The organism is Dyadobacter crusticola DSM 16708, assembly GCF_000701505.1.
GTDB classification, from domain to species: Bacteria; Bacteroidota; Bacteroidia; order Cytophagales; family Spirosomataceae; genus Dyadobacter; species Dyadobacter crusticola.
The window spans coordinates 756413-771296 of the sequence record NZ_JNJB01000001.1 but is presented as its reverse complement, the minus strand read 5'-3'; the positions used below and the strand labels follow the sequence as shown (position 1 = coordinate 771296).

The window sequence follows — 14884 nt, the reverse complement described above, 5'->3', positions numbered from 1 at the left end:
GCTTTACCTATATTATCACCTTATTTTTCTAAATATCCGATGAGTACAGAAAATAAACCAAAAGATGTAAAACGCCGGGACTTTTTGCAAAAGACTACGGCAGCAGCAATTGGTAGCTTTTTTATAGTCCCGCGACATGTTTTGGGTAAAGGCTACCGGGCGCCAAGCGATAAGCTGAATATAGCTGGTGTAGGTGTTGGAGGAAAAGGTTTTTCGGACACCAATAATGCGTGGAACAAAGGGGCTGAAAACCTGGTGGCACTGTGCGACGTTGACTGGGGACAAGCCAAGAAGAATTTCGAGCTGCACCCGACAGCTAAGAAATACAAGGATTTCAGGAAGATGTTCGACGAAATGGGTAAAGATATCGACGCGGTAACTGTTTCTACAACTGACCACATGCATGCAATCATCGCAATGAACGCGATGCAGAGAGGCAAGCACGTGTATGTTCAGAAACCATTGACGCACGATATCTATGAGGCACGTATGCTCACCGAAGCAGCCCGCAAATACAAGGTGGTGACACAAATGGGAAATCAGGGTGCTTCTAATCCGGCTCAAAACCAGATGAAAGAATGGTTTAATAAAGGTTTGATCGGCAACGTGCATGAAGCGCACGTTTGGACAAACCGCCCGGTGTGGCCGCAAGGTATCCCGGTACCAACAGGCAAATTCGACGTTCCTGCTGACATTGATTGGGAACTTTGGGTTGGCTGCGCTGAGTGGGTTGACTACAATCCGGCCTGGCACCCATTCAAATGGAGAGGCTGGTGGAATTTCGGTACCGGCGCCTTAGGAGATATGGGCTGTCACCTGATCGATCCCGCTTTCCGTACGCTTGGACTGGGTTACCCTACCGAGCTGGAATGCAGCGTGGGTCAGGTATTTATCAAAGATTGGACGCCCGAGTATATTCCAGAGGGTTGCCCGCCTTCGTCAAGAGTTCAGCTGAAATTCCCTGCCAACAAGGTAAATAAGTCGGAAGTAACATTGACGTGGCACGACGGCGGTCTTCGTCCATTCCACCCGGATCTGATTCCTGCAAACGATCCGCTTGGCGAGCCGGACAGCAGCAATGGTGTTCTGTTGATCGGAGAAAAAGGTGTAATGACCTGTGGTACTTATGGTATCGATCCGAAAGTATACCTTAAAGATGGAACGAAGCTGGAATACAAGCAGGGAGATTTTGGAAACAAATACACGACCATGCCGGAATTTGGGCACCACGTTTCCTGGTCTGATGCATGTAAAGCAGGTTTTAACAGCAAAGAACACAAAGCACTTACCTCTTCATTTGACTACGCAGGTCCATTGACTGAGACTGTTATCATGGGTAACCTTGGTATCCGCAGCTATAACCTTCGTAAAGCAAAAGCAGATGGTAAAGGTTTCGACTATCCAGGCCGCAAGAAATTGCTTTGGGATGGTACCAATATGAAAGTAACCAATTTCGACGAGGCAAATCAGTTTGTGAAACGCCAGTACCGGGGTGATTGGAAGTTGTCTTGATTTTTTGACTTGTCAGCCTGAGCGCAGTCGAAGGCATGGTGCACCACGCCTTCGACTGCGCTCAGGCTGACAAAACCATACTAAAATACTACATTATCAATCAACCTTACAGGCCCCAGAAACGCTGCTACGCATATCGCGTTAGTTCCTTTAACGCCAATCGAATCAATCGGCTGTAATGTCGATAAATCTACGATTTCAAAATAGTCCAGCGTAAATGCATTGATCGCTGCAAATTCCGCTTTTGCTTCCTTAATCACCTCTTCGACGCTTTTGCCTTTCAGTAATTCATTTTTTGCAGATTCCATGATCCGGAAAATGTGCGGGGCGATGTGTCTTTCTTCTTCATTCAACCTGCGGTTTCGTGACGACATGGCGAGGCCGTCTTCTTCCCGGATAGTAGGCGCGGTTACCAGCTCCAAGTCAAAGCTGAGGTCTGCAACCATTCTCCTCACCACTGCGACCTGCTGCAAATCCTTCTGTCCGAAATAAGCACGGTCGGGCTTAATAATATGAAAGAGCTTTGAAACGATGATTCCGACTCCATTGAAGTGGCCTGGTCGTGAAGCTCCTTCCATTACTGTTTCCAGTGCACCGAAATTGAATTTCAAAACCGGCTGTTCGGGATACATTTCTTCTGCCGACGGAGCAAATACGACATCGCAGCCCGCCGCTTCGAGCATTTCACAGTCCGCTTCCAGCGTCCGCGGATATTTTAAGAGATCTTCGGGATTGTTGAATTGGGTAGGGTTGACGAAGATACTGCAGACTGTCACATCATTATCGCCTTTTGAAGCCTGCACCAGTGAAATATGCCCATCATGCAGCGCGCCCATTGTGGGTACGAGCCCTATTTTCTTTTGTTGAAAAACTTGCTGATCGAGGTACTTTCTGAGGTTGGGGATCGAAGTAAATACTTCCATGGAAAACTGAAATTCGGAGGGAGTAACCCTGCTTGTCAAAGTGCTTTATATCTCAGAATAAAACCGGAAGTGAGAAAGCGAAAAATTTGGGAACAGACTTCCCAAACTGAACGCAATATGACAATTAGTTTGGAATATCTTTTGAAAATGCGATTTTTTTTGTATAATTTTGCAAAACTTTTTTTCACAAACTGCTAAAAGATCTATGGAGAAACTACGAATTTTATATGTAGCCAGTGAAATCAATCCTTTCCTCCAGACCACTGATGTTGCCGATTACGTAAGAAAGCTCCCACAGGCAATGCAGGAAAGAGGTGCAGAAATCAGGATTCTAGTTCCGCGATTCGGTCTTATCAACGAACGCAAAAACCGGCTTCATGAAGTAGTTCGACTGTCAGGAATAAACATTACCGTAGGAGATGAAGAAAAGCCACTGATCATCAAAGTTGCGTCTATCCCTAATGCCAAGCTGCAGGTCTATTTCATTGACAATGATGATTATTTTCACCGTAAATCCGTGTTCTTTGATAAAGAGAACAACTTTTTCGATGACAATGACGAGCGTGCAATTTTCTTTTGCAAGGGTGTTTTGGAAACAGTCAAAAAATTAGGCTGGGCTCCGGACGTGGTACACTGTAATGACTGGATGACAGCCCTGATCCCCCTTTATTTGAAAACCACTTATCGCAACGATCCAATGTTTAAGGATACGAAAAGTGTGTTTACAGTACACAACAATGCTTTCGATTACAAGTTTGATGCAGATTTGCAAAGCAAGGCAAAAGCAATGGATGTAAGTGACGAGGCTTTGGCCCATTTACATTCCGCTGATTTTGAAGGATTTGTAAAAATCGGTTGTGCTTATGCAGACGCAGTTTTGAAAGCAGACGATAGCTGCAGTGAAAGTTTGAACGAGATCTTCAACAATGCACCTAAACGTGTAGAGTTGAACGAGCAGGATGAAAACTTCTCTGAATCGTATTACAACTTGTACACTGATTTGATGAGCTGATCACATATAACAGTCAATGAAACCGGCAATTTTTCGAATTGCCGGTTTTTTTGTGCCTTTTCGGCTGGATTTAAGATGTTGTAATGTGTTCGAACACTCCGCAGAAGTTGGATATTTTGAAGTATTTAACTTAAAATAAGCTTGTTATGAAGGGTATATTGCTCTTTATTTGCTTCCAAATTTGACATACACTTTAACCAAAATTGAAAAAACTATGTGTGGAATTGTGGCTTACGTTGGAAATAAGGAAGCTTATCCTTTGATCTTGAAAGGCCTTAAAAGACTGGAATACCGCGGCTACGACAGCTCTGGTGTTGCATTACTTGATAATGGCGAATTGAATATTTACAAGAAAAAAGGGAAAGTGTCCGATCTGGAAGCGGGATTAACGGGCAAAGACCTGAATGCGACCATTGGAATAGGGCATACCCGCTGGGCTACCCACGGAGAACCCAACGACGTAAATGCGCACCCGCATTTTTCTAATAACCGCCGGCTCGCAGTTGTCCATAACGGGATTATAGAAAATTACGCCGCAATCAAGAAGAACCTGATCAGTAAGGGGCACATATTCCAGAGTGAAACGGATACCGAAGTCCTGATCCATTTCATTGAAGATATTCAATCTGAAACCGGCGATTCGCTTGAATCCGCCGTAAAGCTGGCGTTGAAAGAAGTAGTAGGAGCGTATGCAATCGTTGTGATGTCTGTTGATCATCCCGGACAATTGATTGCGGCCAGAAAGGGTAGTCCGCTGGTGATCGGAATAGGTGAGGAGGAATACTTTTTCGCTTCGGATGCGACGCCCATTATAGCTTATACCAAGAACGTGGTTTATCTCGACGATTACGAAGTGGCCGTAGTGCGCGATGGTAAGCTGAGCATTCAGAATCTCGACAATACCGAAACGATTCCGTACATCCAGAAACTGGAAATGGAACTGGAAGCCATTGAAAAAGGCGGATACGATCATTTTATGATCAAGGAAATTTTTGAACAGCCGCGTTCCATTGCCGATAGTATGCGCGGTCGGCTGCGCGCCAGCGACGCACATTTGCAGCTCGGTGGATTGAGTAACTACCTTGATAAACTGGCGAAATCAGAGCGTATCGTGATTGTTGCCTGCGGTACTTCCTGGCATGCAGGACTGGTGGCTGAGTACCTTTTTGAAGAGCTCGCCAGGATCAATGTGGAAGTGGAATATGCTTCGGAGTTTCGGTACAGAAATCCGGTGATTAAGGAAAACGACATTGTAATTGCGATTTCCCAATCGGGCGAAACGGCGGATACACTCGCCGCAATCGAGCTGGCGAAATCAAAGGGAGCTACGATCTTCGGGGTTTGTAATGTCGTAGGCTCGTCCATTGCCCGGGCGACACACGCAGGCGCTTACACACACGCGGGACCGGAGATCGGCGTGGCAAGTACGAAGGCATTTACGGCGCAGGTGACAGTACTTACATTGATCGCGTTAGCTACCGCCAAACAAAAAGGCACGATCTCGGAAGATGTATTCCGTCAATTGTTGGCTGAGCTTGAAAACATTCCGGAGAAGGTGGAGAAGGTATTTGAAAGCGCAAATAAGATCAAAGAGATCGCATTCATTTTCACCTATGCACGCAACTTTATTTACCTCGGTCGTGGTCTCAACTTTCCGGTTGCGCTCGAAGGTGCGCTCAAATTGAAAGAGATTTCGTACATCCACGCGGAAGGCTATCCGGCAGCGGAAATGAAACACGGGCCCATTGCGCTGATTGATGAGGATATGCCGGTTGTTTTTCTGGCAACGAAAGACAGTTCCTACGAAAAGATCGTCTCGAATATTCAGGAGGTGAAGGCGCGAAAAGGGCGTGTGATCGCGATTGTTACCGAGGGAGATACGCTTATTCCGGGAATGGTCGATTTTGTGATTGAGGTTCCGGAAACGCATGAGATACTTACACCGCTTGTTTCCGTGATTCCCCTTCAACTTTTATCCTACTACATTGCTGTAATGCGCGGCAGGAATGTGGACCAGCCAAGGAATTTGGCCAAGTCGGTTACGGTTGAATAGTGCTTTGTGAAAATTACGATTGGGAAGCGAGGCCGGTAAATGGCTTCGCTTTCTTGTTTACTCAAACCCTAAAAAATAATATATACCTGTTTTCGTTAGCTTTGCGCATCAGCATTGTCGGACTTGTATGTTAAAGCAGTTACTATTTCTTCTTGCGGCTTCTTTCAGCGTTTTTCTCGTTTCCTGCGGGAAAGAGCAGCAATCTTCGTTTGCCCCCAAGCCAAAAGGTTTTAATCGCATTGACCTGCCGGCTCATCAATATCAGCAGTTAACGGAGGCGCATCCGTACACTTTTCAGTATTCCAAAATTGCCAAAGTTGAACCCGATACCTTCTCAATAGCCGAGAAAGACTGGATTTTTATCAACTATCCTACTTTAAACGCAAATATCCAGCTGACCTATAAATCACTGGCAGGTGATCCATCCAGACTGAAATCCTACATTGACGATAGTTACAAGCTTACTGGAAAGCACCAGATCCGGGCATCTTCCATTCAGGAGCAAAGGGTTTTGAGTAAAACCGGTCGCACGGCAATATTGTTTAAAATTGAAGGAGATGTGCCCAGTCCCTATCAATTTTATACAACAGATAGTACCAGGCATTTTCTGCGCGGGGCGATTTATTTTCCTACTGCAACAAAAAACGACTCGCTGGCACCTGTGATCAGCTATTTGCAAAAAGACATGCTGCAACTTCTGAATACGCTGAACTGGAGATAATTCGCCGTAGTTATTGCAGTGAAAAATGGAAGGACGTATCTTTGAAGTTCTCACCTCAACAAGATCAGCAAATGGCAAAAAGGCAACCTAAGAATCAGCTTCCTTTAGATTTCTCGGTTCGTGGTAACCGGATCGTCCTGCATTTGGGACAAGTCGAAAGCCAGCGCTTGGGTACCCGGCTTTTTGATGAACTGGTCAATGGTGACTGGATGATCGAGCCAGCCGGAGAAGCTGCCGATATTTCCTACGCACAGGATATCGTTCATCAGATCGGCCACAAACTGCCTTACCCTGAGGGTATCAAAATCGCGCAGTTGCATAAAGTTGATCCTGCATTCAAAGGTTTTTCTGCTATTTACAGACAGAAAGGCTGGGTCTTCGTAAATGCCGCGTCGGAAATCAATGAGCGGAACTACCATATTCATTTACTTACTGTATCGCTGGGCCTTCATACTTTGTATTCCAGCATTACGTCGCTGGCGGCACGCTCTGAGCAGCTGATTTTTGAGGCTCTGCTGCCTTATAAGGAAGTGGAAAGCTTTTTCAGAAACGATATTTATAAGATCCCCGATTCACTTGCTTCCGATATCGCGGGGTACTTCAAGGTGCCTTTTCCAATGGTGCTCAAACGGGCGCTTGCATTGAAGATTATTTCTGACGAGCAATACAGAAATTTCATGACAGCCAACCCAACTTCACCAGTAAGGCCGAAAGAGCTTTTTGTTTCGAAGGACGGAAACATTGAAGATCTGGAAGCGCAGCTTTTCTCGGGTAATCTGGGGGACTAGGGGGTCTTCACCGGATCCAAATTGCTGAGATCAGGTAAGGGACTCACAGACGTCCAGCCGCCGTCAACTACAATGCTTTGTCCCGTAATGTGACCCGAATGCGGTGATAGCAGGAACAATGCTGCATTCGCGATATCCTCACAAATGGCAGGCCGGCCCATAGGTGTGATGGATGACCAGATTTTCGGATAGGTAGGGTCTTCTGCCATTGTCCGCTCCGTCATGGTAGCTCCCGGCGCAACTGCATTGATCGTAATTCCATACGGAGAGAGTTCCAGTACCAGGTTTTTGGCAAGCATTTCCAGGCCTGCCTTCGTCATCGCGTACGCGGCCAAAAACTGATGTGCCTGGTGACCAACTACGGACGACATCAACAAAACGCGACCTCCTGATTTCTGCTTGCGCATTTGGCGGGCCGCTGCTTGTGTAAGCAGGAATGAGCCCATTAAATTCACCTCCAGAACTTTTCTCAGATCATTCACAGGATAATCGAAAAAGTCACCAAATAAGGTAATACCTGCATTCGCTACCGCAATCGTGAGTTTGCCGAAACACTTGACAGCTTCCTCTACCATTCCTTCGATAATGTCGGGATTCGAGGCGTCTCCGGCAAAGGCAACGCATTCGCCGCCTTTGTTACGGATTTTTTTTGCTGCTTCGGAAGCGAGCGCTTTATCGGTATCATTCAAAATTATACACGCGCCCTGGACAGCCAGCTGGCGTGCAATTTCAAAGCCTATACCCTGGCCGGCACCAGTTACAATCGCTACTTGATTTTCAAAAGAAGTATTATTCATTTTACTTAAATTCAAAAAAACGACCCTGCTTAATGCGAATCTCTGGTCACCTTGTCTCCTGAACCACCTTTCAGAAAGTCCAGGTCCGCGCCTTCGTGCGCCTGCAATACGTGGTTGATATGTAGATTTACATATCCGCGGCTATAACCCAAATCCAGCGGCTTCCAGTCGCGACGTCTGATTTCAAGCTCTTCTTGCGAAACTTCCAGATTCAATCGTCTATTCGCCACATCGAGTTCGATATAATCCCCGTCCCGCACCAATGCAAGCGTACCGCATACTGCGGCTTCGGGAGAAACGTGCAAAACAACTGTTCCAAAACCGGTACCGCTCATTCGACCATCAGAAATACGGACCATATCGATTACCCCTTTTGCGAGCAGCTTTTTGGGCAGCGACATATTACCTACTTCAGGCATGCCCGGGTAGCCTTTTGGTCCTACGTTTTTGAGTACCAGGATGCTATTTTCATCCACATCGAGATCAGGATCGTCGAGCCGGTGTTTGTAATCGTCTATATCTTCAAAAACAACTGCTCTTCCCCGGTGCTGCATTAGATCAGGGTTCAAAGATGCGGAGGGTTTGATTACGGCGCCATTTTCGCAGAGGTTACCCCGCAAAACAGCCAGACCTGTCAAATCCTTAATGGGTTCTGCCAGCGTACCGATTACTTCGGGATCAAAGCATTCTGCGTCGGCGCAGTTTTCGCCCATTGTTTTTCCATTAGCCGTAATTACCCCGCCGTGCAATTTGCCGATCAGTTCTTTAATCACCACCGGCAAGCCGCCTGCATAGTAGAAATCTTCCATGAAATAACCTCCGGAAGGTTGCAGATTAAGCAGGAGCGGAACACGCGCGCAGATATCGTTGAAATCGTCCAATGTAAGATCCACGCCGATCCTGCCGGCAATGGCAAGGAGGTGAATTACAAAGTTGGTAGAGCCTCCGATCGCCGCATTGATCATGATCGCATTCTCAAATGCTTCTTTGGTCAGAATTTGCGAAAGCCTCAAATCTTCATGGACCATCTGCACGATCCTTCTTCCCGATAAATGCGCCAATACTTTCCGGCGGGAGTCCGCGGCTGGAATAGCTGCGTTTTCGGGCAGCGTCAATCCGAGCGATTCCACCATACAAGCCATTGTAGAGGCTGTCCCCATCACGGCGCAATGCCCGGCGCTGCGGCACATGCAGGCTTCGGAAGTTGTGAATTCTTCCTGCGACATCTCACCTTTCCGGTAAAGTTCGCTGAATCGCCAAACGTCGCTGGTACCTACCGTTTTGCCGCGGTATCGGCCGGTGAGCATTGGTCCGCCTGAAACGACGATCGTAGGAATATCCACACTCGCAGCGCCCATCACGAGCGATGGCGTCGTTTTGTCACAGCCGCAAAGCAGTACCACACCATCAATGGGATTAGCACGGATAGATTCTTCCACATCCATGCTGGCCAGGTTGCGATATAGCATTGCTGTGGGTTTCATCAGGGTCTCGCCAAGCGACATAACAGGGAATTCGAGCGGGAATCCGCCTGCCTCCCAAACGCCCCGCTTTACCGATTCCGCCAATTCGCGGAAGTGTCCATTACAGGGAGTAAGCTCCGAAAATGTATTGCAAATGCCAATTACAGGTCTTCCTTCGAATTCGTCGGCGGGGTACCCCTGGTTTTTCATCCAGGCGCGGTATATAAATCCATCCTTTCCAGATTTTCCAAACCAGCCGCGGCTGCGTAGCTTATTTTCTTCCATTGATCGCCATAGTTTACAGATAACAGATAAAGCCTGTTTTCAGTAAAATATAATTCTACCGGCCCTTTTAAATAAAAAGTGTATATTCGTTCATACGTGTTCCAGGCTTACCAATGATTTTCGGAGAGAGATATAAATTGTTGCTGTTCTTGCTTTTAACGCTATTTGCTTCTCCCGTACTCGCCCAATTTCAGGCGGATGGTTTCATTGAAAAACTTCTGAAAAAGCATCCTGAACGGTTCTCGGAAATACTTAAAAATCCCGATAAGTACCAGGTACAAATTCTCTATACCCGCATTGACAGGAACAAGAAGAATGAGCCGCATTTCACCACGCACGGTTACCGCGTCAATCGAAACGAATATTTTTACCCCGCCAGCACTGTAAAGTTGCCTGCCGTTGCATTGGCGCTGGAAAAGCTGAATAAACTCGGTATCGACAAATATACGCCGATGCTGACCGGAGCCGACAGGGCAGGGCAGATCCAGGCATTAACCGACACAAGTGCGGAAAACGGGCTTCCGTCAGTAGCGCATTATGCGAAGAAGATCCTGCTTGCCAGTGATAATGACGCATTTAACCGGCTGTATGAATTTATTGGACAAGAGGAGTTCAATGACAGCCTGCACCGAAAAGGTTATCCCAACACGCGCATTGTGCATCGGCTCGAATCGCAGATGAATGCGGAGGAAAACAGGTATACCAATCCAATTCGCTTCGAGAAGGACGGAAAAATCATTTATGAACAACCCGGTAAGTATGCAGGTAAAGAGCTGAAATCGCCTGCCCAGATTCTGAAAGGAAAAGGTTATTTGAAGAATGGGGAGTTGGTAAACGAGCCTTTTGATTTTACCTACAAGAATGCTTTCCCGCTGGAAGAACAGCATAAGCTCCTGAAAACACTATTTTTCCCCGCCCAGGCTCCCGCCAGTCAGCGTTTCAACCTCACGGAAGACGATTACAGGTTCATGTACCAGTATATGTCACAATTCCCGGTGGAAACCGAGTTTCCTGCGAGCTACACGGATGATTATTACGATGGCTATGTGAAGTTTCTGATGTTTGGGGCTACGAAAACGCGATTACCACGACACATCAGGTTGTTTAACAAATGCGGGGACGCGTACGGGTTTTTGCTTGACAATGCATACATCGCAGACTTTGAGAAAGGGATTGAGTTTATGCTGACAGCCGTGATCTACTGCAATGAAGACGGGATCTTCAATGACGATAAATATGAATACGAAACTGTCGGTTTACCCTTTATGGCGAACCTGGGGAAAACGATTTTTGAATATGAACTTGGAAGAAAACGTGCAGTAAGGCCGGAGCTGGACCGTTTTGAAGTGCAATACGACAAATAGATCAGGAGATACGCATCTTAAACCGAGGCCCAATCTGGCAAATGTAAAGGTTAATCAAATGCCCGATAATCAGAAGAGCCGAACCTGCGTAACCTAGCCAGGAAAAAACAATGTGCTTTCCTTCAAATAGCAGCGAAAAGGAAAAAAGTGCCAGAGCGGCCCAAAGGAAGATTTTCAGAGGAAGAGATTTGTGGTTCCGCGTTGCGTAATAAACAGCGACACCATTGATAATTATAAAAAGAAAGTCAAGCGACCACAGACCGGCATGCTCGTGGTGCGTGGCCACGGTAGAGCCAAACGCCAGGGCAGGTACAAGCAAACAATGGACAATGCAAAGTGCAGAACCCAGAATTCCTATGTAATCGGCTTTGTTATGTGAGTGTACTGACTTCATTTCTAAATACAATGATGTTGCAAAAATAAGACCATTAAAATCAACTTGCAACGGAGTTGCAGAATATTTTAACAATCATAAATTCTGTTCCACCGCGTTGTTGTGGAAATTGTAAGTGATAGAACTTAACTTTGAAGCGAAAGGTTTTACCAGTACAAAGATTTTAGAAGATAACTGTGGAAACGATGGACCAGTTGAGAGAAACGCTGAAAGTACATCACCTGCGTACAACTACATGCCGGGAAGATGTGCTGTCGACATTTATAAATAAAAAGAATGCACTTTCTCATGGTGACCTGGAAGGTGCGCTGGGAGAGAACTATGACCGGGTTACTATTTACCGAACGTTGAAAACTTTTCTCGAAAAGGGGATTATCCATAAAGTACTCGACGACGAAGGGCCGAGATACGCGTTGTGCTCACACAGCTGCTCCGAAGAACAGCATCACCACGATCACATCCATTTCAAGTGCGTTGAATGCGGGGAGACAAACTGTCTTGAAAACCTGCACATTCCTGCTGTACAGCTTCCCGCAGGTTACCATTCCGAAAACTTCAATCTCCTGATTCAGGGAACCTGTCCAAAATGCAATTGAGGTATTCAATGCACCGTAAATGATGCATTGAATACCTCAAAAGTGAAATCTTTCTTATTGTACTTTCAGCTCAAAGTCAAGGTTCACGTCGTCGCTTCCGATAGTGGGCGAGCCATTTTTTCCTTCTGGCTGGTGACGTAGCTGCACTTTCAATTTGCCAGCACCCGCAGCGCCGGTCTGCACTGTTCCGGTCAACCCGACATTGAAGTTGTTTGCGTCTTTATCTCCGTAAGTATAAGTTAGTAAACTGGCCGGAGTAGGCGTATAAACGAGTAAATGCTTGTCGGATTCTTCCTCGATCTCCTCCGTGATATTATCAGCAGGCGTTTTGCTTTCATCCAAAAACTCGACCGTCATTGTATACTTGGTATTAGCCTTTAATGCAACAGTGTCGAATTTTGTCGGTGGATTCCCGCCTTCTCCGTCTGCATCCTTATAGCTGAATGAAGTAACAGTTCCGGTTGCATCTTCCTTGAAACTCAATGTCACTGAGGTGATCAGCTCATTCTCATCGTCAGGTTGAAGATCATCGCCTGAATCTTTGCATTGCATGAAGGACATCGCCAGTCCAAGAAACAAAACGGACGATAGCTTGCGGTACATTTTCATAGGTATTTGATTTATTGATAAAACACATTTTAAGCTCCAAATTTCCATTTAAGCCGCAGTGAAGCATTGCGGCCCATTTCGTCTGCATAGTAGCGGAACCGGTTAAGGTAATCGCGGTAAACGGTATTGAAAAGGTTCTGAATGCTGATCCCGACTTCGAGCTCCTGCTTTCCGGAAACACGCACTGAGGTACCTGCCTGTAAGTTCCAGAGGCTGTAAGCTTTTGGAGGTGGTAAAAAGTCGCTGTTTGCAGGTGCGCGTTTTTGTCTGGCTACCAGCAGGTTGCCCACTGAAACGAATGTCCCATGCAAGTTGCCTTTGTCCGGCAATTCGTATTTAAGCTGGTTATCCAGGCGATTAGGGGGAATCATCACCAGGTAGCTGTCGTTTCGCTGGTCATAAACGCGCAGGTAGCTGAGCTTGCTGGCCATCGTTGTATTTTTTACAAATTCCCAGCTTGCCGAAACGTCAATTCCTTTGAAAGTAGCATCTGTTTGCGTGTATTTGAAATAAGGAAATGCGCCGCGTACTGTCAAAATCGGCTCTGCCTGCGGTTTTAGATAGATGAAGTCGGCAATGTAATTGAAGTATCCGCCTATTTCCGCTGACCACTTTGTATCCACATATTTGAGGCTCGCGATTGTGTTAAAAGCCTTTTCTGCCTGCAAAGTTGCGTCGCCCCTTTCGAATGCGGCTGCGCCGTGGTGTACGCCGTCGCTAAACAGCTCGCTCACATTCGGTGCGCGCCAGGCGGAACCCAGATTCAGTCGCGCTGAAAATCTCTCAGAGAAGTTGCGGGTCGCGCCCAGTGTGCCGGAAAAGTTGGCAAACTGAAAATCATCTGCGATCTTTTCACGGTTTACGATCCGGTATGTTCTCATTGTCCGGTAGTCATACCGTATTCCCGCTTCAAATTCCCATTGTTTCGTCACATATCGCTCTATCCAAAACAGACCTACATTGAACTGATTGAAGTTGGGGATCAGGGGTCTTCCGTCCATTAAGTTGTATTGGTACAACGTACTTACCCCGACCTGACCAGCCACTTTCCCGGCAATCGGTTTATGATCCCACACCAGGTCGTTGGTTAATGTAGATAATTTGAATGTAAGCTCAGGGTGATTGAGCGCAGCTATCGAATCGTTTCTCGGACGGTGCAAATCGTATTCATTTCTATCATTCAGCTGGCGGGCAAATGTCCATTGCAGCCGGTTTCCATTTTGAAAATGATAATGGGTTTCAGCTTTGATCAGTTCGTGGGCTACGTTTTGGTTCGGTCTGCTGATCGCATAGCTAAAACCAGACTTCACAAAAGGCTCCCCGTTTTGAATCACATTCAGCAAGTCGGTGACGCTTCCGATGTGAGAACCTGAGAATATACCGATTTGGGTAGCGAACCTGCTGTAAAACACATCAATACCAAATCCTTTGTGACGATATCCTGCTGCAAGCGAGAAGTTCTTCTCGCTGATTCCTGTATTGTCAAGAAAATAATGGGGTGTGCGGATATTTCCCCCGCGCTTGAAAGTGCCTTGTGCGCGCCATGCAAAGCCTTTGAAATTTTTAATCCCACCCTGCAACGTACCCGAGACAACACCCTGTCTCCCGTTTGAAAAACCAACTGCATTGAATTCACCACTCAGCATTTTATCAAATGGAAGCTCTTCCGGCTCAACGAGGATCACCCCGCCGATCGCATCGGAACCATACCGTACCCCTGCCGCGCCTTTCACAACAGACAGCCGCGTCGCGATAAAAGGATCGATCTCAGGTGCGTGTTCAGAGCCCCATTGTTGTCCTTCCTGGCGCACGCCATTGTTCATGATCAGAATGCGGTTGCTGTGCAATCCGTGGATCACAGGTTTGGCGATGGAAGAACCGGTTTGCAGTGTAGTTACGCCTGTTATGCCTTTCAGGCTTTCACCCAGGTTCTGGCCCCTGGTTTTTTCAAGATCAATGCCGGATAAAGTTGTAAGGGGCTGAGAAGAAGGTGCTTCTGTGCGGTGCGCGGTAATTTCCACGTCCTGTAAATGCACTTCCTGCTCTTCCAGATTGAAATTTTCTTCGTGTCCAGCGGTTAGGTCAAGCTTTTGCTGGAATGAATTGTAGCCGACGATGCGGCATTCCAGTATGTAGGAGCCGGGGCAAAGGTTCCGGAGTTCATACCGTCCATTCTCATCTGTGAACACGCCGGTATTTTGTCCCACTATCAGAACCGTCGCGCCGATCACTGGCTGGTTGGTGTGCTTGTCTTTCACAACTCCTTTCACAAAGCAGGCACAACCCGAATTTTGGCCGTAAGCAGATACCGAGAAGCATATCAGGATTGCGAGAAGAGTCGATGAAAACTTGTTGAGCATTTGACTA

At 46.7% G+C, this 14884-nt stretch carries 13 protein-coding genes; 7 read left to right on the top strand and 6 right to left on the bottom strand.

The window, feature by feature from the left end; genetic code table 11:
• Nucleotides 1-39: 39 nt before the first annotated feature.
• Nucleotides 40-1512, top strand: a complete 1473-nt coding sequence (locus tag Q369_RS0103350) for a Gfo/Idh/MocA family protein (protein ID WP_031526368.1) — start codon at nucleotides 40-42, stop codon at nucleotides 1510-1512.
• An 80-nt stretch (nucleotides 1513-1592) separates the two neighbouring features.
• On the opposite strand, the gene panC is transcribed toward Q369_RS0103350, so the two are convergent.
• Nucleotides 1593-2435 (bottom strand): pantoate--beta-alanine ligase, encoded by an 843-nt coding sequence (gene panC, locus Q369_RS0103345; RefSeq protein WP_031526367.1) that lies wholly within the window; start codon nucleotides 2433-2435, stop codon nucleotides 1593-1595.
• A 205-nt stretch (nucleotides 2436-2640) separates the two neighbouring features.
• Here panC and Q369_RS0103340 point away from each other — a divergent pair, with 205 nt between their 5' ends.
• The 4 genes from Q369_RS0103340 to Q369_RS0103325 all read left to right on the top strand — a co-directional run bounded on the left by Q369_RS0103340 (nucleotide 2641) and on the right by Q369_RS0103325 (nucleotide 7009).
• Nucleotides 2641-3447: a glycogen/starch synthase gene (locus Q369_RS0103340; protein WP_031526366.1), complete on the top strand. Its 807-nt coding sequence runs from the start codon at nucleotides 2641-2643 to the stop codon at nucleotides 3445-3447.
• Between the two features lie 214 nt (nucleotides 3448-3661).
• Nucleotides 3662-5500: a glutamine--fructose-6-phosphate transaminase (isomerizing) gene (glmS, locus tag Q369_RS0103335; protein ID WP_031526365.1), complete on the top strand. Its 1839-nt coding sequence runs from the start codon at nucleotides 3662-3664 to the stop codon at nucleotides 5498-5500.
• A 127-nt stretch (nucleotides 5501-5627) separates the two neighbouring features.
• Nucleotides 5628-6221, top strand: a complete 594-nt coding sequence (gene gldD / locus Q369_RS0103330) for a gliding motility lipoprotein GldD (protein WP_031526364.1) — start codon at nucleotides 5628-5630, stop codon at nucleotides 6219-6221.
• A 71-nt stretch (nucleotides 6222-6292) separates the two neighbouring features.
• Entirely contained in the window at nucleotides 6293-7009 is a 717-nt protein-coding gene (locus Q369_RS0103325) for a hypothetical protein (RefSeq protein ID WP_031526362.1), read from the top strand.
• Here the strand turns inward: Q369_RS0103325 and Q369_RS0103320 are convergent.
• Nucleotides 7006-7806: an SDR family NAD(P)-dependent oxidoreductase gene (locus Q369_RS0103320; RefSeq protein WP_035332865.1), complete on the bottom strand. Its 801-nt coding sequence runs from the start codon at nucleotides 7804-7806 to the stop codon at nucleotides 7006-7008. The two genes, Q369_RS0103325 and Q369_RS0103320, sit on opposite strands and share 4 nt — an antisense overlap.
• A gap of 29 nt (nucleotides 7807-7835) precedes the next feature.
• Entirely contained in the window at nucleotides 7836-9554 is a 1719-nt protein-coding gene (locus Q369_RS0103315; protein ID WP_031526360.1) for an IlvD/Edd family dehydratase, read from the bottom strand.
• 149 nt (nucleotides 9555-9703) lie between these two features.
• On the opposite strand from Q369_RS0103315, the gene Q369_RS0103310 reads away from it, so the two are divergent.
• Nucleotides 9704-10918, top strand: coding sequence for a serine hydrolase (locus Q369_RS0103310; RefSeq protein WP_229206724.1), 1215 nt, complete (start codon nucleotides 9704-9706; stop codon nucleotides 10916-10918).
• A gap of 1 nt (nucleotide 10919) precedes the next feature.
• Here Q369_RS0103310 and Q369_RS0103305 read toward each other — a convergent pair whose 3' ends face one another.
• Nucleotides 10920-11312 carry a MerC domain-containing protein gene (locus Q369_RS0103305; RefSeq protein WP_035332863.1) on the bottom strand — a complete coding sequence of 131 codons (393 nt, stop codon included), beginning with the start codon at nucleotides 11310-11312 and terminating at the stop codon, nucleotides 10920-10922.
• A 185-nt stretch (nucleotides 11313-11497) separates the two neighbouring features.
• Here Q369_RS0103305 and Q369_RS0103300 point away from each other — a divergent pair, with 185 nt between their 5' ends.
• Nucleotides 11498-11908, top strand: a complete 411-nt coding sequence (locus Q369_RS0103300) for a Fur family transcriptional regulator (protein ID WP_031526357.1) — start codon at nucleotides 11498-11500, stop codon at nucleotides 11906-11908.
• Nucleotides 11909-11962: 54 nt separating this feature from the next.
• Here the strand turns inward: Q369_RS0103300 and Q369_RS0103295 are convergent, their stop codons facing one another.
• Both Q369_RS0103295 and Q369_RS0103290 read right to left on the bottom strand, forming a co-directional pair.
• The gene (locus Q369_RS0103295) at nucleotides 11963-12517 is read right to left on the bottom strand and encodes a hypothetical protein (RefSeq protein ID WP_031526356.1); all 555 of its coding nucleotides are present in this window, start codon (nucleotides 12515-12517) and stop codon (nucleotides 11963-11965) included.
• Between the two features lie 29 nt (nucleotides 12518-12546).
• Entirely contained in the window at nucleotides 12547-14877 is a 2331-nt protein-coding gene (locus Q369_RS0103290; RefSeq protein WP_031526355.1) for a TonB-dependent receptor, read from the bottom strand.
• Nucleotides 14878-14884 lie beyond the last annotated feature (7 nt).